Genomic DNA, 18,265 nt, shown 5'->3' with positions numbered 1-18,265 from the left:
GGAATTTATACAGTGTATCCGAATAGCTTGTTGCCATTAAAAGCAAAGAAGCACTGTAAACTGGATTCCGAACTAAAAATCTATAATCAGGAAATCAATAAAAGAAGAATTGGAATTGAGCATGTATTTGGCAGTTTGAAAACCTTCAAAATTCTTGCTGAGCGATATCGCAATCGAGGCAAAAGACTAGCATTGAGATTCAATCTAATTGCTGGAATTTATAACTTGGAGCTGAGTGAAAAATGACTTATGAAAGAAATCTATTGATGAAATTTAGAATTTCACATGATTAAAAATGATCAATTTAAAAATGGCACATAGTGATGAAAAAATTAACTTTGTTAGGTTCAATAACTTTGGCTTTGTCTGCGGCGGTTTCGCCAAGTGTATCTGCTGCACCAGTAAAACCCATTCAGTTTGCAAAAGGTGCTATTGGTACTACAGTTGCAGGATCATTTAAAGGCTACGATGACATTCAGTATAGTTTGAATGCTAAGGCTGGACAAACTTTAAGCTATAAGCTGACAAGCAATCATGATTTAGCCCAAATTAATATATATGCTCCTGGTGATAAACCAGGAAAAACAGAAGCTTTAGTGATTGGATCTACAACAGGAGTATCTGGAAAATTCAAGCTGCCAGAATCAGGCAATTATTTGATTCAGATCTACCAAATGCGGAATACGGCACGGAATAATAGAACGGTTAATTATAAATTGCATGTTGAAGCAGTTCGCTAAACTTACTTTATCTGGATCTGGATAACTTAGAAAGTAACCGAAGAAAAACCAACCAGATGAAATTATATAAGTGATAAAAAATATTCAAAAAACCACCAAAAAGTGGTTTTTTGAGTTTTGTATTAATTGGAAAATTATAAGAAATTAAGAAAAATGATATTGATAAATATAATGAATTTAGAATGAAGACATTAAATTGATCGTTTTCTTAATTTAATAAATTGCTTAATATTCAATTTAGTATCTAAAAATATGATAACATGTGCACATTCTAAACAGTGGCTTAGATTGAGTCAGCCTTTAATTTTCAATTTATGCGCATGAATATTTTTAATATTTATCGTATAGAGCGAAATTACAATCGCCAGCACTCATCTTTACAAGCCTGTTTCTTCCGCAGTTAGCGGATATCTCTTTGATCAATTTTGATCTGTCTTACAAATAAAACGGAATAGGGAAGGTATGTCTTCATTGAAACCGTCATGGTATTCCAATGTGAATCCAAATGTGTTTATTAGCACAGTTGTTATTATCGGCATTTTCATTGCCATTGTATTTTTAGCTCCCAATGCTTTTGATCTAATTACTAAACAACTAAATCAATGGGTTACAAACTCATTCAGTTGGTTCTATGTGTTATCTGTAGCCATTTTTCTAATAGTGCTTATTTATATTGCCTGTTCAAATATGGGTAAAATTAAACTTGGTTTAGACCATAGCCAGCCAAAATATAGTAATAGCTCCTGGTTCGCTATGCTATTTACTGCTGGTATGGGTATTGGCTTAATGTTCTTCGGTGTCGCGGAGCCAGTGATGCACTATGTATCACCTCCAACCGGTGAACCAGAAACTATCCAATCAGCTCAGCAAGCTATGCGTGTAACATTCTTCCATTGGGGACTTCATGCTTGGGCAATCTACACAATTGTTGGCTTGGCGTTAGCTTACTTTGCTTATAGACACAATCTACCTCTAAAAATTCGCTCTGCGTTATATCCTCTCATAGGAAAAAAAATCTATGGTCCAATCGGTGATGGTGTAGATACCTTTGCGACGATCGGTACTGTATTTGGTGTCGCAACGACATTAGGTTTTGGTGTAACCCAAATTAACTCCGGCCTGAATTATCTATTCAGGATTGAATATTCAACGACGACGCAACTAATTCTAATTGTCATTGTTACGGCTATGGCCTCTTTGTCCGTATTTATGGGCTTAGACAAGGGTATTAAACGATTATCAGAGATCAATTTAGGCTTAGCATTAACCCTCTTATTATTTGTATTTTTTGCTAGTTCAACAATATTTATATTACAAGCGACTATACAAAATGCTGGCCAGTATTTTTCAAACTTATTCAACATGACCTTTAATTTATATGCCTATCAATCTGATGGTTGGATTGGTGGTTGGACAATTATGTACTGGGCATGGTGGATTTCATGGTCGCCATTCGTAGGTATGTTTATTGCGCGTGTGTCTGAAGGACGTACTATTCGTGAGTTTATTGTAGGTGTTTTACTTATTCCAACAGGCTTCACGCTGATCTGGATGGGAGTCATGGGGAATGCTGCACTCTATAGTATTTTAAACGAAGCGAACACCTCGCTGATTTCTGCAGTGCAACGAGATTCATCCGTTGCGTTATTTGAATATTTAGGGACCTTGCCATTCTCAGGCGTGATGAGTTTTGTGGCGACCATTCTGGTCATGTTGTTTTTTGTGACTTCGGCAGACTCTGGGGCTTTAGTTACAGACTATCTAACTGCAAAATCTGAAAACTCTCCAACTTGGCAGCGATTGTTTTGGACAACGTTAATGGCTGTACTTGCGATTGTTTTGTTGTTTGCAGGAGGTTTAGGTGCTTTGCAATCTGCAACAATGTTGAGTGCATTACCATTCACTTTTGTAATGCTTTTAATTTGCTGGGGCTTAGTCAAGGCTCTACATTTAGATGCAACCAAGATGCAAGCATTACAGGATGCGCGTATTACACCTAAAGCAATTCATAATCCAAGAAGTTGGCAGCAACGTTTAGGATTGATTATGCATTATCCGCATACACGTGAAGAAGTTGAACAATATATTGATACAACGGTAAGCCAGGCATTTTCAAATCTACAGAAAGAGTTTAAGCGTCGTCATTTAGATGTGACGGTAAACACGATAGATGATGGCTTGCAGCTTCGTGTAAACCATCAAGATGAGATTAACTTTATCTACCAAGTAGTTGTCCAAGAAAAAAATACACCAAGCTTTATGATTGATTCAGGAGAAATTACGCAAGATTATCAAGCTGAAGTATTTTTGAGGGAAGGTGGTCAAAATTATGACATCATCGAATGGACGCAAGAAGATATCTTGCAAGATGTCATTGATCAATATGAGCGTCATCTGCATTTTTTAAATTTAGTTCGAACTAAGAGCCAATAGATAAAAAACCGCCCAAATGGGCGGTTTTTATTAACATATGAAAGTTTTATAAGTAAAAATAACATATTGTTTAATAAATAGAATAATGAGGAAATTTGATATTTTGATAAAATTATACAAATTTTGAAATAATTTAATTAAAATAAATTTGTATACTCGCCATATCCTAACCAAGCCTTTTAGATGCAAAAGTATACAACTCTGAAAAGTTTATAACCTATTGTAAATACAAAGGAATACAGCTTGATGCTTAACATTCCAATCCATTCCAAACTCGGTGGATTCTACTTTTTCTATTATTCAATAGTGGGTACATTCATGCCGTATTGGAGTTTGTATCTAGAGGATCAAGGGTTTAATTATCAAGAAATAGGTATTTTATCTTCGATTGCAATTGTCACACGTTTTTTTGCACCGTTTATTTGGGGTTGGATTGCAGATAAATCCGGCAAGCGCATGCTTTTAGTTCGAATAGCAACATGGATGGAAGCCTGTATTTGGTTTCTGATTTTTATAATTCCCAATAGTTTTCAGTCTGTTGCATTACTCATGCTGGTTTTTAGTTTCTTTCAAAATGCCATATTGGCTCAATTTGAAGGAGTAACTTTATTTTGGCTCGCTGAGCGTCGTGCAGAACTTTATGGAAAAGTCAGAAAATGGGGATCAGTTGGTTTCATTGTTGGGGTATTTGGAATAGGGGCTTTGCTAGAAATAATACCTGTTTCCATGCTTCCTATCATGTTGTTATGCATTGCATTTCTCGCATTTATTTGGTCATTTACGATTAAAGAGCCCGCTACTGCACCATCTTCACAGAAAAAACTTGAACCACTTTGGCCTATCTTAAAACGGCCTATTGTAGCGAGTTTTTTTATCATTGAATTTTTTCTGCTCTTTTCGCATGCACCGTTTTATAGTTTTTATAGCAATTACCTTAAGCAGGCTGATTTTTCGACGAGCCAAATCGGTTTTTTATGGTCTGTCGGAGTCATTGCAGAAATCATTATGTTTGCCTATGCCAATGTCTTTTTTAATCGATATTCTTGGCGTAACTTAGTGCTCATTTGTTTGGGGCTAACAGGGATGCGATGGTTGATTGTAGGCTTATATCCGGCGGTGTTTATCACTCAATTTGCTGCGCAAACGATTCATGCCTTCAGTTTTGGATTATTCCACTTAATCGCGATGCGAATCATTTTTCAAAATTTTACCGCAAGTCAACAAGGGCGAGGTCAAGCGCTATACAGTACCATGTGGGGCTTAGGTGTTGCGAGTGGCAGTATTTTAGCAGGTCGATATTGGGACATGCTTTCGGGACCCGTTATTTTTATGATCGCAGGACTGGCGGTTCTACCTGCCATGTTTTTGGTCGTGGGCTTGCCTAAAACGATTCAAAAGCCAGCTTGAAGCAATTCAGTATATTGATAAGTCTCAATGGACTAAAATCACCTGATTACGGCCGAGCTCTTTGGCTTGATATAAGGCCTGATCGGCTTGATTAATCATACTTTGCAAACTTGGAGCATTGGGCAAAGACTGATGAATCAGACCAATACTCACCGTAATATAAATCGTATTTTGTTCATCAATGAAAATAGGTGTGGTTTCAACGACTTTTCGGATACGTTCAGCGATACCTTGGGCTTCAGGTGCTGCAATGTTGGTAAGTAATATACTAAACTCTTCACCACCTATACATGCAAATAAATCTGTTTCACGCAAATTCTTACGTACAATACCAGAAAATTCCTGTAAAACTTGGTCACCGACATAATGCCCATATTGATCATTCAATTGTTTAAAATGATCAATATCTATCATGATAATGGAAAAGTTAAGCTGAATTTGGTTTTGTAGGTAAAGCTCACCTTGCTCGAAAAAATATCGACGATTCATCGCATGCGTTAAACTATCATGATTTGCAAGGTATAAAACTTCTTTATACAGTTCGTGCCGATTGCGGCTAATAATACAAAGAATTAATGGAGCGATTATCAGCATGGCAAGGCCAATGCGTACAGAAATGGCTGTAGACAAGTAGGTGAGTGATGAATCATGTAAATAGAAGGCATTTAAATTGTAATAGGTCGCTAAAATGACTACGGCATTAATCAGAGATAGGGTAAATAATCGATAGGTTAATGCTGCCCAAATTAGAGCCGCTAAAGGGTAGAGAATTGCCCCTGGACCTGCAGAAACGGCTGTTAAAAATACACAGAAGACAACTGCAATTGCCGGAAATATTTTATTGATCTGAAAGCTTTGATGACGTCGATCTTTGAAATAAAGTTTAAGATCGGCCAGTTTAGGAAAAGACAGAATAAGCGGTAATATAATCAGCGCATTTAATATTTCAGTAATCCACCACATACCAAAATCAATCGACAATCGATCGGTCGACATAAACGTGTTGGGGATATAAGGCACAGTGAAAATAGCAAAAAGAGCACCTGCAAGGCATCCACCACAGGCGATGATGACAATCATGGTCAGAAAGGTGAAACCTTTATTATAGTTTTGATAGTTCACCTGAAAATATCGCATAAAAAATAGCGATACCATGCTGTTGGTTAAATTTGAAAAAGTGAGAAATAAAGTGAGTTGGAAATAATTGCCCGTCACTAAATCTGCGAGCATATAACCGGTAAATGCACCTAACCATCCTCCCAGATTACTCAGTTTAGGGAACCTTAAGAATATTGCTAACAATACTGCATTCGCAGGCCAAAAAATCGCTAAATAGCTTAATGGGCGGCTGAAAATACCGACTAAGCAGCAGCAAAGAATAACTGCAGCGACTATGACAAAAGCCATGCTGTGGCGTGCATTAAGCGGAGCAAGACTATTCGAATGCAGTTTCATTAGCTTATGTAAGCCTAAGTTAAATATGGGAGAATTCGTTTTTTTCGAATATTAAACGATAAAAAAGATTTTATATTATTTTATTGTAAATAGTGTGATTTGTTTGGCATTTAGCTGATTTGTAGTTTCGTTAACGGAGATTGATTTTCTGGATAAAGATGAAAAATGATTGTTATGAAAATGTGATAAACCGCGGATTTGTAAAAAAATGTGTTACTTTAAGAGCATGATTTATATGACTGATTAAATGTATGAAAATAGCATATCTTACAGTTTTACTCATGTTGAGTTCATCGTTGGTGATGGCGGCAGATAATAAGAATACAACTCAAAATTCAGAGGCTAAAAATCAAGTTGAAGCTATAAATAGCTTTAGGGTGACAACACGTTCTGAATTGGTTGGCTTATGGGGCATGGAAATTCCGACCAACAAAAAGTGCGTCGAATATTATAATTTTAAGAGTAATAATGATGTTGTGATCAAAAGCGGTGAAGAGTGGTCATCAGGGGTATATGACTATCAACCTGCACAAGATCCGAATGTGCAAATTCCAGCACTGATTTTGCAAGTGAAATATGACAATAATCAGATGGATTGTTCGGGCAATATTCAAGATCAAACCGGCGAAATTTCACAGTACTTTGTAAAGTGGAAAAGTCCATCGGTTATTAATTTCTGTGCCAACGATCAGGCTCAGCAGTGTTTTGCGACATTGCGTCGAGTTTTGCCTTAAGCATGATTATAGACCTTTTATTATGAAAATAAAAAACCACTCATTTGAGTGGTTTTTTTGACGCTGAAGATTTATTTATCTTCATGTCCTTCGACTTTCTTTAATAGATGCTTTTCAAGATAGTGAATATCCATTGCTTGTTCGCAGAAATTTTTATCTTGAAGAATCAAATCTTTATGTAGGGGAATATTGGTTTTCACGCCAGTTAAGATAATCTCTTCGAGAGCTTGTTTCATACGCGCAATAGAGGTGTCACGGTCTTTACCATGCGCAATGAGTTTTGCAATCATTGAATCATAGTATGGTGGGATGCTATATCCTTGATAGATATGAGAATCTAGTCGGATACCTGCGCCACCCGGTGCATAAAAATGATCGATTTTTCCCGGTGAAGGCATAAATGTAGATGGATCTTCTGCATTAATACGACATTCAATCGCATGACCTTTAAGTTGAATATCTTCTTGTTGAAGATCCAAACCTAAGCCAGCAGCAATGCGTAATTGTTGCTCGATAATATCCACACCAGTTACTTGCTCAGTAACAGGATGTTCTACTTGTACACGAGTATTCATTTCAATAAAAAAGAATTCACCTTCTTCAAATAAGAACTCGAATGTACCAGCACCACGGTATTGCATTAATTTACAAGCATTTACACACGCTTCAAGAATATGCGCACGTGCTTCTTCAGGTAAACCCGGTGCAGGCGCTTCTTCAAGCACTTTTTGATGGCGACGTTGCAATGAACAGTCACGATCATAAAGGTGAATTGCATGGCCATTACCATCTGCAAGAACTTGCACTTCGACATGGCGTGGCTTTTGAAGGAAACGTTCCATATAAACGGTGTCGTCACCAAACCACATTTCCGCATCACGTTGAGCAGCTTGTACAGATTCGAGTAGCGTGTCTACACGTTCAACGATACGCATACCACGACCACCACCACCTGAGGCAGCTTTTACAATCAATGGAAAGCCAATTTCTTTGGCTTCTGCCAATGCATTGTGAATCGTTACAGCATGGTCACAACCCGGAACAGTTGGTACACCAGCTTTTTTCATCGCAATAATGGCAGAAACTTTGTTCCCCATTAAGCGAATGTGTTCAGGACGCGGACCGATAAAGATAAAACCTGAGTTTTCTACAATTTCAGCAAACTCAGCGTTTTCAGATAAGAAACCATAACCTGGATGGATGGCATCTGCACCGGTGATTTCAGCCGCTGTAATAATGGCAGGTATATTGAGATAACTTTCGCTGCTGGCACCTGGTCCAATGCACACAGCTTCGTCACAGAAGCGTAAGTGCATTAGGTCTTTGTCGGCATCGGAATAAATCCCTACGGTTTTAATTCCTAAAGTTTTGCAAGCGCGGGTGATGCGGAGCGCAATCTCACCACGGTTTGCAATTAAAACTTTTTGCAACATTGTGATTCCCCGTGGTCTTAAGCGCGATAGCGGAATAATGGTTGACCGAATTGGATCACTTCGCCATTTTTAACCAAAATTTCTTCAATTACACCGCTTTGAGTTGCTTCAATTGGGTTCATGATTTTCATTGCTTCGATGATACCGAGTGTTTCACCAGCAGATACAGTTTGACCAACTTTCACAAATGGTGCTTCACCTGGATTTGGCGCAGCATAGAACACACCAACCATAGGAGACGGCTCAACAGCACCACGTGGTGAACGAGGTGCAGCAGGCGCAGCTGCAGGTGCAGCCATAGCAGGCGCAGCGGCAGCAACTACTGGATTGCGACGAGTTAGAGCAATCGATTGATCGCCTTCTTTAACTTCAATCGCCTGTAAGTCAGATTCAATCATCAAATCGATGAGTTTCTTGATTTTACGGATATCCATGAACAGTATTCCTAATTAAGATTGAGAAGTTGGTTGAATTTTTTCGATGGCGAAGTCTAGTGCTGCGGCATAGCCTTTTGCACCTAAACCACAAATAACGCCAACGGCTTTATCAGATAGATAGGAGTGATGTCTAAATGCTTCGCGAGCGTGGACATTTGATAGATGTACTTCGATAAACGGAATGGCTACACCAAGGAGGGCATCACGCACAGCAACCGAAGTATGTGTTAGGGCTGCTGGGTTAATAATGATGAATTGAACGCCTTCTTGTTGCGCTTGATGAATTCGGTCGACGACAGCGCCTTCCCAATTACTTTGGAAAGTGTCGAGAGAAATGGAAGCGTTTTGAGCCTGTGAAATCAGTTTTTGGTTGATATCATCGAGTGTTAGATAGCCATAAACTTCGGGTTCACGTTTTCCCAGTAAGTTGAGATTCGGTCCATGAATGACCAAAATGGTCGAGCTCATTTAGCCTGCTCCAATAAAAAGTTGCAAATTTACTTTGCAAGATACCTGCAAAGTTTGCTCATTATGGCATAAAATTCCACATTTTTTTTATAATTTCTTTGAATTGACGTGAAAAGCATGTGCCGAGAATGGGCTATATAATGCGAACTTTGCAGAGAATTGGCAATGTTAAAAGATTACATTTTTATCATTATATTGTAGGACATCATTTTAAACCCAATTGGCTAAAACTGTTGATATCTTTTGTGTAAACTTGCTTTATCATGGTGCGTACGTTTAGTAATAACCAGTGCGAATGATCTAAAAGGTGTGCTGATTTGTGTATCCGCCTTATAGGTCGTCAGTTGAACAGCCTACGCATGCATAGTCATAAAGATGGTATTCATACAGCGAATTAAAATTTCTAAGGTTTAATTTATTTCGTGCATAAAGAAATCTAAATTGCTCTCAGCTTTCAAGCGAGTTATTTGAAAAAATAAAGCAGCTTTGTATGCTAAGTATATAAAAATTAAAAGATAGTTAATTTTTTTATGGTTTATAAAGCATATTTCTAAACCAATAAAATGTTTTCATAAATGATAGGGCTCAAGCTAGATATTTTGTTTGCCTTAGCGATTTGAATATTCTGTGGGAGCATTTCCTTATAAGTGACAGCTTTAGATATGATGAACATTTATTGCGTAGCTAAGTCATACTTTATAGACCTATATATAAGCGTATTAACCATCCTGTGTATTTTCTAGTCAGTGTTTTGAATGTATGAAGCGTGCAAGGCATTGACGATTTCTTTCACAAATCATGTAAGTTTGGAAAATCGGGTATTTGTCCAAATTTGTACAGGTATTGGCAAAAGTTAAATCTGTGGTGGTAAAGAAGCTTGCTGTTTGCATGCTGATTCTATTTTTTATTCGTCTATTTCTGTGTTTGAGCGGTATATGTGTTGAATTAAGTTTCCTTTATACCTGTTTATACCTTTATGTGGAATCTACCGCATTGAGTCTTTTTCTATAAATGAATTGATAAAACAAGGCTTGAAAGCTTTCGCAGGGAAAAAATTTATCTATATAAGTGTAATTCACGGTAGAATGCCCGAAACCTATATGGCCTGAGAACAAACATGGCAAAACATACGCAAAATTCATCACCTTTGGCAGAATTGATTGCAGAACAAAAGCTTTTATGTGAAGAAGTGGGTTCCGCATATGTAGAAGTGCAGGGCGATGATGTAATTGCTGTGGCTGTCCATACCTTAAATAAAGATCCAATTGTTGGTATTCGTAAGCCTGCAGAAGGTGATGAAAATGTCAGTTGGTATATTTATGGCGGCGAGCTTGAAGGCGCAGATAACTTTGAAACAATGACTGTGCGTAAACTGCAAGATGTTGTGCCTGAAGTGCTACCGTATTTAGCTTTGGATGTGGGCTATCGTTTTATGATCGATGCTGATGATTATGAAGATGTATGGAAAGAAGGTGATGAGGCTTAATTTATGCATTCTCCATTGATGTATAAACTTTATGTCTTTATTTTCTCTGTGTTTACTGCTTCTGTAATACATGCAAATGTGAATGAAACGGTTACTCCACAACTGACTCAAGCTGAATATAATGCTCAGATACAAGCATATACTGAGCAAATTAATTCAACCAAAGCTATTTTGGATGATCCTGCATCTACTGCAACGGGTCAGCAGCAAACTCAAGCGTTTTGTTTAAGATTGAATGCATATCAACAGATTTTAGAAATTTCTCAGCAAAACTCAGCTCTTGAAATGGCCAATCTAATGCGAGTGGCTTCACAGCATTATTTACAACAACAGCAACAGAATATGCAGTCATCTGGCTTAAACGAAAGTGCATTTTGTTCGAGTCCTACAAAATAATTTAGGTTTAAATTTCTCTTCTAAAACTTTTGGGCTCTAGTCTAACTTTCTTTCATTTTGTTCTATTTTTCATAATTCGAAATGATCTAATATTTCAAAATTATTACAGCATTATTCACTATAGGTGCAGTTTCTAATAATATTAGAAGTTGAAAATGTAGATTGTCAGAAAATGATATAAAATATGCTTAAAATGACAAGTCCATCACATTATTATTATCAAGTTAGAACGATTTATATGCAACAAACATCCCTGGTCCTGTTGCATAGATCAGTACTAATACATCAACTTGTTGATGTTGTTCTCTTTTGGCCACTGAATAAGTGGCTATTTTTTTGTGAAAAATTAAATGCTTAATTGGGTGATAAATCTAATTTTGATAAAATTTTCATGATTCATAATGTAGCATCCGCGCACATTTACTCATATACGACATTCTGTTCGAGTAAGATAATCAAATGATTCAAGCATTTTGCATTTTTATCGATTTCTTCTCGGGATGACTGATGGATAAATAGACAAATATTGCGAGTATGATAAGATGATTGAACACATTATTTTTGATGTTTGAGGAGTTGTTTATATGACAGCTTATACTTCAGTAATGAAAGCAAGCCAATATGAGGACGATATGATCCCGAGCCTTGCTATCCATGCATTTCGCCATGCTTTTGAACAAGCAAGTGCGTCATCCACTGTGGTTTATGTAAAAGGTCTACAACTGGTTCAACGTCTTCAAAATGGTCAAGAAGTACAATTAAAAGATGTATCAGCCGACTTCGTACAAGTGGATGATCTACCTAAAATTTTAAAACGTAAAAAGAAAATAGAGGAAATTGTTTAATACATGCCTCCACAGCCTCGCATTAGAATGTTCGCGGGTCCAAATGGTGCAGGTAAAAGCACAGTTAAAGAATATTTATTGCCCCATCATATTGGGGCATATTTAAACGCGGATGAACTTGAAGCTCAACTGAAACATTCACACCGGCTCAATTTGTTGGATTATCATCCCGCTTTAAAATCAGAAGCATTAATTAACTTTCTCGATACGAAAAAACGTCCCGCTGATGGAGACTTTATTCCGCTATTAGCACGTAAACATCAGATATTAGATCCCTGGAAAATTGAATTTCATCCAGATCAGATTGATTCATATCTTTGTGCAAGAATTATTGATTACATCCGTTTGCAGTTTTTAGAGTTAAAAATTAGTTTTACGTTTGAAACGGTGATGTCCCATATTTCAAAGGTGGAATTTCTACGCGAAGCAAAAAGAAAAGGCTTTCGAACCTATCTGTATTATGTTTCCACTATTGATCCTGTTATCAATATTTCACGTGTTCAGTACCGAGTGAAAACGGGTGGACATGGCGTGCCAGAACAAAAAATTCGTGAACGTTATTATCGAAGTATGGATTTGTTAATGCAGGCGGTAGAAGCAACGGATCGAAGTTATTTATTTGACAACTCTGCCGATGGACAGCATGCGTCTTTTATTGCGGAAATTGAACAAGCTGAAATTTTAAAGATGAATTCGGGTATTCAGCGTTTACCGTGGTGGTTTGTAGATAAGGTGCTCAAAGAGTTTGAACCGAAGTAATATCAATCGTAAGTGATATAAAAAACAACAGGATAACTCTATGCAAAATATAGACAATGAATTACAACAACATTCAAACTCATCTCCATTAGATCAAACGGATCTAGATCAAGTCATTGAGCAGCAAGCTGAACAAGAACAGTAAAAAAACAATTCATCATTTGATCCTTTATCTTCTCTAGATTTGACCGACTTAGCTGAAATTGGTTCGAATATTATAGAATTGGGTTCAGATGCTTTAACGTGGGTGAGCGATGCACTCAGCGATATCAGTATTGATCTATAAACTATCTATTATTTCAATTAACTTCATAATAAACAGCCTTTATTGAAAAATCTCCGAGGAAATATTTCGTGATTTTTCAAGTTTATAAATTAATTCTAAATAAAACTAATCAAACACTCTTGAAGCGTTAAATTTTTCAATCAGGAAAAGGCAAGTCAGAACGAATATTTAGACTGGAGCGCTTGCATCTTTTTCAAAATAACATATTATAAAAACATATAATGTTTTAAGGCTGATGAATATGCATCCCTTTCTAACCGCTTTTCTCGGCGGGACCTTATTGGGCCTAGCCGCAGTTGGCTACCTATACGTACATGGTCGAATCGCCGGTATCAGTGGTTTAATTGCGCAAATGTTGAATCCTCAAACGATTTTAAAAACACCTGCGATATGGTTTTTAGCAGGACTTTTTATTGTGCCTTTTATCTACGGGAAAATGACCTCTGTGACAATTGAACTGGATGCAAGCCCATGGATGATGATCATTGCCGGGGTATTGGTTGGATTCGGAACGAGATTAGGTTCAGGTTGTACTAGCGGTCATGGCATTTGCGGTATTAGTCGTCTTTCTAAGCGTTCATTCTTTGCAACTGCTAGTTTTATGTTGGCTGGGATTATCACAGTTTATGTAATGAGACATGTAATCGGAGCTTAATGATGAAAAATATATTGGCTTTTATTTTTGGTGGAATTTTCTCATTAGGTTTAATGATTTCTGGCATGTCTAATCCAGAAAAGGTCTTAAGTTTCCTTGATATTACAGGGCAGTGGGATGCGAGTTTAGCTTTTGTGATGATGGGAGCCATTGCAGTTGCATTTATTCCATTTCAAATGGCCGTTCGTCAATCAAAACCGACAACCTTTGATAGGAAGGCGATTGAATTACCGAGTAATAATCAAATTGATGCAAAACTCGTCATGGGGAGTGTTATCTTTGGAATAGGTTGGGGGATTGCAGGGATTTGTCCTGCGCCAGCCTTTACTTTGATCGGGCTTGGCTATTATCAAGCGATTTATTTTGTTATAGCGATGTTTGCAGGCGTCTATCTACATCGTAAATTTTCGGGAGCAAATTAATGTCAAAGCGTGCACAGGTACAACCTTTTTTTGATGAAAATACCAATACATTTAGTTATGTGGTATCCGATCCGCAAACAAACCGATGTGCGATTATAGACAGTGTATTGGATTATGATGCTGCTTCTGCAACTACTCAAACGAAGCATGCAGATTTGATTATTCGTTATATTCAAGAAAATAGCCTAAGCGTAGAATGGATTTTAGAAACGCATGTGCACGCAGATCACTTAACCGCATCTCAATATTTAAAACAGGTTCTTGGTGGCAAAATTGCGATGAGCCATAACATCAAGATTGTGCAGGAAACATTCAGCGCCATTTATAATTTTGATGTGAAATATTTTAATTCACATCAGTCTTTTGATTATTTATTTGCAGATCATGAGGCATTTAAAATCGGTGAGTTAAATGCCTATAACATTCCAACGCCTGGACATACACCTGCTTGTCTGAGCTATGTGGTTGGTGATGATGCTGTGTTTGTCGGTGATACCTTATTTATGCCTGATTATGGCACAGCACGCTGTGATTTTCCCAAGGGCAGTGCAGCAGTATTATTCGATTCAGTACAAAAGATTTATCAGTTAGCACCTGAAATGCGTTTGTTTTTATGCCATGACTATTTACCAGAAAATCGGTCAGAATACTGCTGTGAAAGCAGTGTACATGCGCAAAAACAGCAGAATATTCATATCCACGTTGGTACGAAAAAAGAAGATTTTGTCAAAATGCGAACTCAGCGTGACGCAAAATTGGCTATGCCAAAACTGATTTTACCTGCAATACAAATCAATATGGATGCAGGTAAATTTCCAAAACCAGAAGGGAATGGTATTCGCTATTTAAAAATTCCTTTTAATCACTTTAAATCTGCAAATTAAAGACAAAGATCTTTTAGGTTGATTGCGGTTGGCTATTTCATTTATAAAATAGCCTAAGCAAGTTAAATCATATACCACATACAAATAGCCTAAGTAAGACTAATAATTTTTTAACTGTCATTTGATTTCATTCATTCAACTAGGCATCATAATATCAACATAGCAAAGTATTCAAAAATGATCCTAAATTACGAATATCATCAAAAATTAGAAGGCGAAACACACCCACTAGTCTTTATTCACGGTTTATTTGGCAGCCTCAGTAATTTAGGGATGCTTGCCAGAGCTTTTCAAAATTCACATTCTGTCATTCAGCTTGATTTACGAAATCATGGTAAATCACCTCAAAGTACAGAAATGAATTATCGTGAGATGGCAAACGATGTACTTGAGACATTAGATGTAATTGGTATCGATAAGTTTTCAGTGATTGGCCATTCCATGGGAGGCAAGGTCGCAATGCAATTGGCTTTAATCTCAGAGCGGGTAGAGCAACTTGTTGTATTGGATATCGCGCCCTTTGCATATCAGGAACGTCATCATGATGAAATATTTATAGCTTTGATTGCTGTACAAAATGCGCAAATTCAATCTAGACAGCAAGCGGTAGAAATTATGCGTGAGTATATTCATTCAGATATGGTGATACAGTTTCTACTCAAGTCTTTTAGCAAAGAACAATGGTTGTTTAATGTAGATGCGTTGTATAAACAGTATGACCAAATTATTGGTTGGGAAAGTATGGGAAATACTTGGCAACAGCCTGTATTGTTCCTCAAAGGTGGACAGTCACCTTATATTTCAAAAGCGGGGCATACCAATGCGATTGAACACCAATTTCCACATGCGAAAATTGTAGAAATAGAAGGTGCAGGCCATTGGTTACATGCAGAAAAAACAACTGAAGTTATAGAGCAAATACAAAATTTTTTAAATTAATACGGTGTGCCTTCAATTATATTTTGAAGGCACAACATCGAAATATTACTCAATCGAAATGTTATTGGCTTGAAGCTGACCTTCAGAGGTCAGTAGTGCCGCCATCTCTGCAGTTTTTTTCAGGCCTGGCATACGATATTCTGTATGACCATAATCTTGAATAGATTTCCAGCGTCCGCCCCATGTTAAACCAACAGACTCAGCAGCTTGACCATAAAGTTGATAACCACGCATAGCCCAAGGGTCTCGTTCAGTAATGACCACTTTGCCATTGCGTTTAAATGCAACATCAGCTGCTAAACCAAACTGATGATAACTTTGGAATCCACGGGCACGAGTGGTATTTTTATTGGTGGCTAAATTATTTTGACGCTCTGGACTTCTATAGCCTTCAAGCAAAACCATTTCATAACCATGCTGTTCACGCATGATTTTAAACACCATCAATAAACGCTGCTTATAACGAGGGTTCATTTTATGCCATTTACGGTCTGCTGAAGGCACATCTGTTGAAAATGAATGCGTATGGATATCTTGAACTTCTGGGTTAAAGCTTGAAGCCATAACAGATGGCTGCTCAATCATTGCCGCTTCTTCTGCAATTGCTTCTTGAACAAGATATTCTTCGACTTCAGGAGGGGCATCTAAAACTTGCCCATCGAGCATCGAGTAAATTTGAGGATCGATTTTGCGTAAATAATCTGCTTCTACTTTACTTGCAGTAATCGGGCGAGTAAAAGCAAATAATAAAATACTGGCAAACAGTAAAAAGCCGGCAAATAAAATCCACCATTGTTGTAAATGCCAGTGTGATTGAATCTGTTGTGGTGCTGCTGCATAGTTCAGTTCATAAGCAAAATTTTTGGCGTGCTGAATTCTTTTTTTACTTTGTGGAATGATTTGAAAGAAAAAATCCTGAACTTTAATTCTGAGTTCATAAGAAAAACAAAGCACTGTCACCAGTGCTAAGACAAAGAAACAACTAACCAAAAAGATGATCATGGGGAAACTGTAGCGCTCACAGTCGCATTGGCAGTGTTTGTTGTAGCAACCACTTTCGGACGTTTGGTTTCGGAAATTTGCGTTCCGCCCATCGGCTCTTCAAAGTGCTCATCTTCTTTTGCTGCTTTCGTAGATGGCTCTGTAGGCTTGGTCACCTTGGCCGTTGTTGGCGAAGCTTTTGGTTTCGCTATAGTATTTGGAATATGTGATTTAACGGTTGTTGTAGCAGCTACAACAGGGCGCTGCGGTTGGGTAATTTCAAAAGGTGAACGGTTATTCGCCACAGCTTGAACAGGCTGAGTTGCCTTAGCCGTGTTACCATGATTGAAAGCAGTAGCTAAATCATTCGAATATAAGTCATTATCCGGATCTTTTTCTTCAGTTGCATGAACGGTTTGCTGCGCTTTTTCAGCTGAAGCTTGCTCATTTTCGTTTTGACGAGGTACAGCGGATGCCTCAGTTTCAGCTTTATCTTCAGTTGGGGCAGAAGTAGTCATTTCTGCATTTGTAGGCTGATCGTCAGAATTTAGATAAAAATATCCCAGGCCAACAACAATAATCACCGCTGCACCAACAAGAAAGCCGATAGCAGCATGAGCTAAAGGCGGTAAATTATTTTTTTGAGTCGACTGTAAAATTCTAACGTTATTCGATTTTTCGTTTGCCATGGTGTCTAAGTCTTATGGTAAATGAATGGTGATATAAGCCTGTTCCGATGGGGCAGTTATGACGTTTTGATATTGTGATAACGCCTGATTATTTTGGCTAGATAACATATATCTCAGTCCACCAAATGCTAATACAGCAAACAATGCCCAAAAGATAATGATCCAAAAAAATGGTAATTCACGGTGAATAATGTTTTTAATTTGATCCGGCAGTGCCGCGAAAGGCGAAAACGCCTTTTTACCTTTCATATAATCAATTTCATCACCGACACGTGCAACGAGTGAATTGAGCATTTCAATCGATTCAAGTCGGTATTTACCATGAAAACCAAGGAGCATGCAGTAATGATAAACTTCAAGTGCTGCTAAACGATCTTTATTCTTAGAACGAATTTGCTCTAAATTTTCAAAAAAGCGGTAACCCGCAAGCTGTGAACCAAAAAGACTTAATTGCAATGGATTCATCATCCAATTGTTTTGTAAATCAAAAAAGCGTGCATCTTGTTGGGTGACAATGGTTTCATCTAATAAAGCGCAATAGGCATATTTTGCGTCCGTGATATCTTCATTGCTGAATTGAAGCTTACGGGCTTGGCTTTCAAATCGGTTTAATAGATCCATAATTTTTGTCCTGAAACTTTCAGGGCTGGATGGAACATATTGATTTTTGAGTAAGAATACGATGTAAAAACCATCATGCAGTAGATCAACTAAATTGGTTGAACTGTTGATTTTCGGTTCAGCACTTGGTTTTGAAGAGCCTAATCCAATTTGACCATCGTCAAAAAGTGAAGGGGCATTATTTGAAATATTCAT

The 18,265-nt window shown here is 37.5% G+C and carries 20 protein-coding genes; 13 read left to right on the top strand and 7 right to left on the bottom strand.

From position 1 onward, the window contains the following. From FTV38_RS12605 to FTV38_RS12590, 4 genes are all read left to right on the top strand, one after another. Positions 1-246: transposase family protein (locus FTV38_RS12605; RefSeq protein ID WP_180022472.1), on the top strand; the 246-nt coding region annotated here is incomplete at its 5' end. Between the two features lie 77 nt (positions 247-323). Continuing rightward, entirely contained in the window at positions 324-740 is a 417-nt protein-coding gene (locus FTV38_RS12600; protein WP_180005517.1) for a DNA breaking-rejoining protein, read from the top strand. A gap of 462 nt (positions 741-1,202) precedes the next feature. Then, positions 1,203-3,173, top strand: a complete 1,971-nt coding sequence (locus tag FTV38_RS12595) for a choline BCCT transporter BetT (protein WP_180022655.1) — start codon at positions 1,203-1,205, stop codon at positions 3,171-3,173. 246 nt (positions 3,174-3,419) lie between these two features. Further along, positions 3,420-4,580 carry an MFS transporter gene (locus FTV38_RS12590; RefSeq protein WP_180005519.1) on the top strand — a complete coding sequence of 387 codons (1,161 nt, stop codon included), beginning with the start codon at positions 3,420-3,422 and terminating at the stop codon, positions 4,578-4,580. A gap of 24 nt (positions 4,581-4,604) precedes the next feature. Here FTV38_RS12590 and FTV38_RS12585 read toward each other — a convergent pair whose 3' ends face one another. Continuing rightward, positions 4,605-6,035 carry a GGDEF domain-containing protein gene (locus FTV38_RS12585; RefSeq protein ID WP_180022654.1) on the bottom strand — a complete coding sequence of 477 codons (1,431 nt, stop codon included), beginning with the start codon at positions 6,033-6,035 and terminating at the stop codon, positions 4,605-4,607. A 251-nt stretch (positions 6,036-6,286) separates the two neighbouring features. On the opposite strand from FTV38_RS12585, the gene FTV38_RS12580 reads away from it, so the two are divergent. After that, positions 6,287-6,769 carry a hypothetical protein gene (locus tag FTV38_RS12580; RefSeq protein WP_168379494.1) on the top strand — a complete coding sequence of 161 codons (483 nt, stop codon included), beginning with the start codon at positions 6,287-6,289 and terminating at the stop codon, positions 6,767-6,769. Positions 6,770-6,840: 71 nt separating this feature from the next. On the opposite strand, the gene accC is transcribed toward FTV38_RS12580, so the two are convergent. From accC to aroQ, 3 genes are read right to left on the bottom strand one after another with little or no spacing between them, the layout of a single operon-like run. Beyond that, a complete protein-coding gene (accC, locus tag FTV38_RS12575) occupies positions 6,841-8,202 on the bottom strand; it encodes an acetyl-CoA carboxylase biotin carboxylase subunit (RefSeq protein WP_078190791.1) in 1,362 nt (453 codons plus the stop codon). Positions 8,203-8,219: 17 nt separating this feature from the next. Next, positions 8,220-8,636, bottom strand: coding sequence for an acetyl-CoA carboxylase biotin carboxyl carrier protein (accB, locus tag FTV38_RS12570; RefSeq protein ID WP_078190790.1), 417 nt, complete (start codon positions 8,634-8,636; stop codon positions 8,220-8,222). A 15-nt stretch (positions 8,637-8,651) separates the two neighbouring features. Beyond that, positions 8,652-9,107 (bottom strand): type II 3-dehydroquinate dehydratase, encoded by a 456-nt coding sequence (aroQ, locus tag FTV38_RS12565; protein ID WP_180022653.1) that lies wholly within the window; start codon positions 9,105-9,107, stop codon positions 8,652-8,654. Between the two features lie 1,117 nt (positions 9,108-10,224). Here aroQ and FTV38_RS12560 point away from each other — a divergent pair. The 8 genes from FTV38_RS12560 (at position 10,225) to FTV38_RS12525 (ending at position 15,779) form a co-directional block, all read left to right on the top strand. Further along, positions 10,225-10,593 (top strand): hypothetical protein, encoded by a 369-nt coding sequence (locus FTV38_RS12560; RefSeq protein ID WP_078190788.1) that lies wholly within the window; start codon positions 10,225-10,227, stop codon positions 10,591-10,593. Between the two features lie 3 nt (positions 10,594-10,596). Continuing rightward, positions 10,597-10,989 carry a hypothetical protein gene (locus tag FTV38_RS12555; RefSeq protein WP_257228784.1) on the top strand — a complete coding sequence of 131 codons (393 nt, stop codon included), beginning with the start codon at positions 10,597-10,599 and terminating at the stop codon, positions 10,987-10,989. A gap of 584 nt (positions 10,990-11,573) precedes the next feature. Then, entirely contained in the window at positions 11,574-11,834 is a 261-nt protein-coding gene (locus FTV38_RS12550) for a hypothetical protein (protein ID WP_180005523.1), read from the top strand. 3 nt (positions 11,835-11,837) lie between these two features. After that, positions 11,838-12,593, top strand: a complete 756-nt coding sequence (locus FTV38_RS12545; RefSeq protein WP_257228783.1) for a zeta toxin — start codon at positions 11,838-11,840, stop codon at positions 12,591-12,593. 527 nt (positions 12,594-13,120) lie between these two features. Further along, entirely contained in the window at positions 13,121-13,534 is a 414-nt protein-coding gene (locus tag FTV38_RS12540) for a YeeE/YedE family protein (RefSeq protein ID WP_168379490.1), read from the top strand. 2 nt (positions 13,535-13,536) lie between these two features. Then, positions 13,537-13,956, top strand: coding sequence for a DUF6691 family protein (locus FTV38_RS12535; protein WP_180022656.1), 420 nt, complete (start codon positions 13,537-13,539; stop codon positions 13,954-13,956). Next, a complete protein-coding gene (locus FTV38_RS12530) occupies positions 13,956-14,840 on the top strand; it encodes an MBL fold metallo-hydrolase (RefSeq protein WP_180022652.1) in 885 nt (294 codons plus the stop codon). The genes FTV38_RS12535 and FTV38_RS12530 overlap by 1 nt, the downstream gene beginning before the upstream one ends. Positions 14,841-15,017: 177 nt before the next feature. Next, positions 15,018-15,779, top strand: a complete 762-nt coding sequence (locus FTV38_RS12525) for an alpha/beta fold hydrolase (protein ID WP_180022651.1) — start codon at positions 15,018-15,020, stop codon at positions 15,777-15,779. A gap of 45 nt (positions 15,780-15,824) precedes the next feature. Here FTV38_RS12525 and FTV38_RS12520 read toward each other — a convergent pair whose 3' ends face one another. Genes FTV38_RS12520 through icmH form a run of 3 tightly spaced genes read right to left on the bottom strand, consistent with a single transcriptional unit; the run spans position 15,825 to position 18,265 of the window. After that, on the bottom strand, positions 15,825-16,781 hold the full coding sequence (locus tag FTV38_RS12520; RefSeq protein WP_180022650.1) for a M15 family metallopeptidase: 957 nt from the start codon (positions 16,779-16,781) through the stop codon (positions 15,825-15,827). Beyond that, the gene (locus FTV38_RS12515) at positions 16,778-17,449 is read right to left on the bottom strand and encodes a hypothetical protein (protein WP_180022649.1); all 672 of its coding nucleotides are present in this window, start codon (positions 17,447-17,449) and stop codon (positions 16,778-16,780) included. Before FTV38_RS12515 ends, FTV38_RS12520 begins: the two co-directional genes overlap by 4 nt. Before the next feature lie 12 nt (positions 17,450-17,461). Then, positions 17,462-18,265 carry a type IVB secretion system protein IcmH/DotU gene (gene icmH, locus FTV38_RS12510; RefSeq protein WP_111885479.1) on the bottom strand — a complete coding sequence of 268 codons (804 nt, stop codon included), beginning with the start codon at positions 18,263-18,265 and terminating at the stop codon, positions 17,462-17,464.

Source organism: Acinetobacter sp. YH16044 (assembly GCF_013417145.1).
In the GTDB taxonomy this organism is placed as follows: domain Bacteria; phylum Pseudomonadota; class Gammaproteobacteria; order Pseudomonadales; family Moraxellaceae; genus Acinetobacter; species Acinetobacter amyesii.
The sequence above is the reverse complement of the archived record's forward strand: the minus strand, read 5'-3'. Positions and strand labels throughout refer to the sequence as shown.

Coding starts and splice junctions, on each gene's coding strand:
- FTV38_RS12555 (WP_257228784.1), top strand. CDS start 10,597: ATGCATTCTCCATTGATGTATAAACTTTATGTCTTTATTTTCTCTGTG.
- FTV38_RS12520 (WP_180022650.1), bottom strand. CDS start 16,781: ATGATCATCTTTTTGGTTAGTTGTTTCTTTGTCTTAGCACTGGTGACA.
- FTV38_RS12535 (WP_180022656.1), top strand. CDS start 13,537: ATGAAAAATATATTGGCTTTTATTTTTGGTGGAATTTTCTCATTAGGT.
- FTV38_RS12540 (WP_168379490.1), top strand. CDS start 13,121: ATGCATCCCTTTCTAACCGCTTTTCTCGGCGGGACCTTATTGGGCCTA.
- FTV38_RS12585 (WP_180022654.1), bottom strand. CDS start 6,035: ATGAAACTGCATTCGAATAGTCTTGCTCCGCTTAATGCACGCCACAGC.
- accC (WP_078190791.1), bottom strand. CDS start 8,202: ATGTTGCAAAAAGTTTTAATTGCAAACCGTGGTGAGATTGCGCTCCGC.
- FTV38_RS12580 (WP_168379494.1), top strand. CDS start 6,287: ATGAAAATAGCATATCTTACAGTTTTACTCATGTTGAGTTCATCGTTG.
- FTV38_RS12515 (WP_180022649.1), bottom strand. CDS start 17,449: ATGGCAAACGAAAAATCGAATAACGTTAGAATTTTACAGTCGACTCAA.
- aroQ (WP_180022653.1), bottom strand. CDS start 9,107: ATGAGCTCGACCATTTTGGTCATTCATGGACCGAATCTCAACTTACTG.
- FTV38_RS12600 (WP_180005517.1), top strand. CDS start 324: ATGAAAAAATTAACTTTGTTAGGTTCAATAACTTTGGCTTTGTCTGCG.
- FTV38_RS12550 (WP_180005523.1), top strand. CDS start 11,574: ATGACAGCTTATACTTCAGTAATGAAAGCAAGCCAATATGAGGACGAT.
- FTV38_RS12545 (WP_257228783.1), top strand. CDS start 11,838: ATGCCTCCACAGCCTCGCATTAGAATGTTCGCGGGTCCAAATGGTGCA.
- FTV38_RS12560 (WP_078190788.1), top strand. CDS start 10,225: ATGGCAAAACATACGCAAAATTCATCACCTTTGGCAGAATTGATTGCA.
- FTV38_RS12525 (WP_180022651.1), top strand. CDS start 15,018: ATGATCCTAAATTACGAATATCATCAAAAATTAGAAGGCGAAACACAC.
- accB (WP_078190790.1), bottom strand. CDS start 8,636: ATGGATATCCGTAAAATCAAGAAACTCATCGATTTGATGATTGAATCT.
- icmH (WP_111885479.1), bottom strand. CDS start 18,265: ATGAATATTTCAAATAATGCCCCTTCACTTTTTGACGATGGTCAAATT.
- FTV38_RS12590 (WP_180005519.1), top strand. CDS start 3,420: ATGCTTAACATTCCAATCCATTCCAAACTCGGTGGATTCTACTTTTTC.
- FTV38_RS12530 (WP_180022652.1), top strand. CDS start 13,956: ATGTCAAAGCGTGCACAGGTACAACCTTTTTTTGATGAAAATACCAAT.
- FTV38_RS12595 (WP_180022655.1), top strand. CDS start 1,203: ATGTCTTCATTGAAACCGTCATGGTATTCCAATGTGAATCCAAATGTG.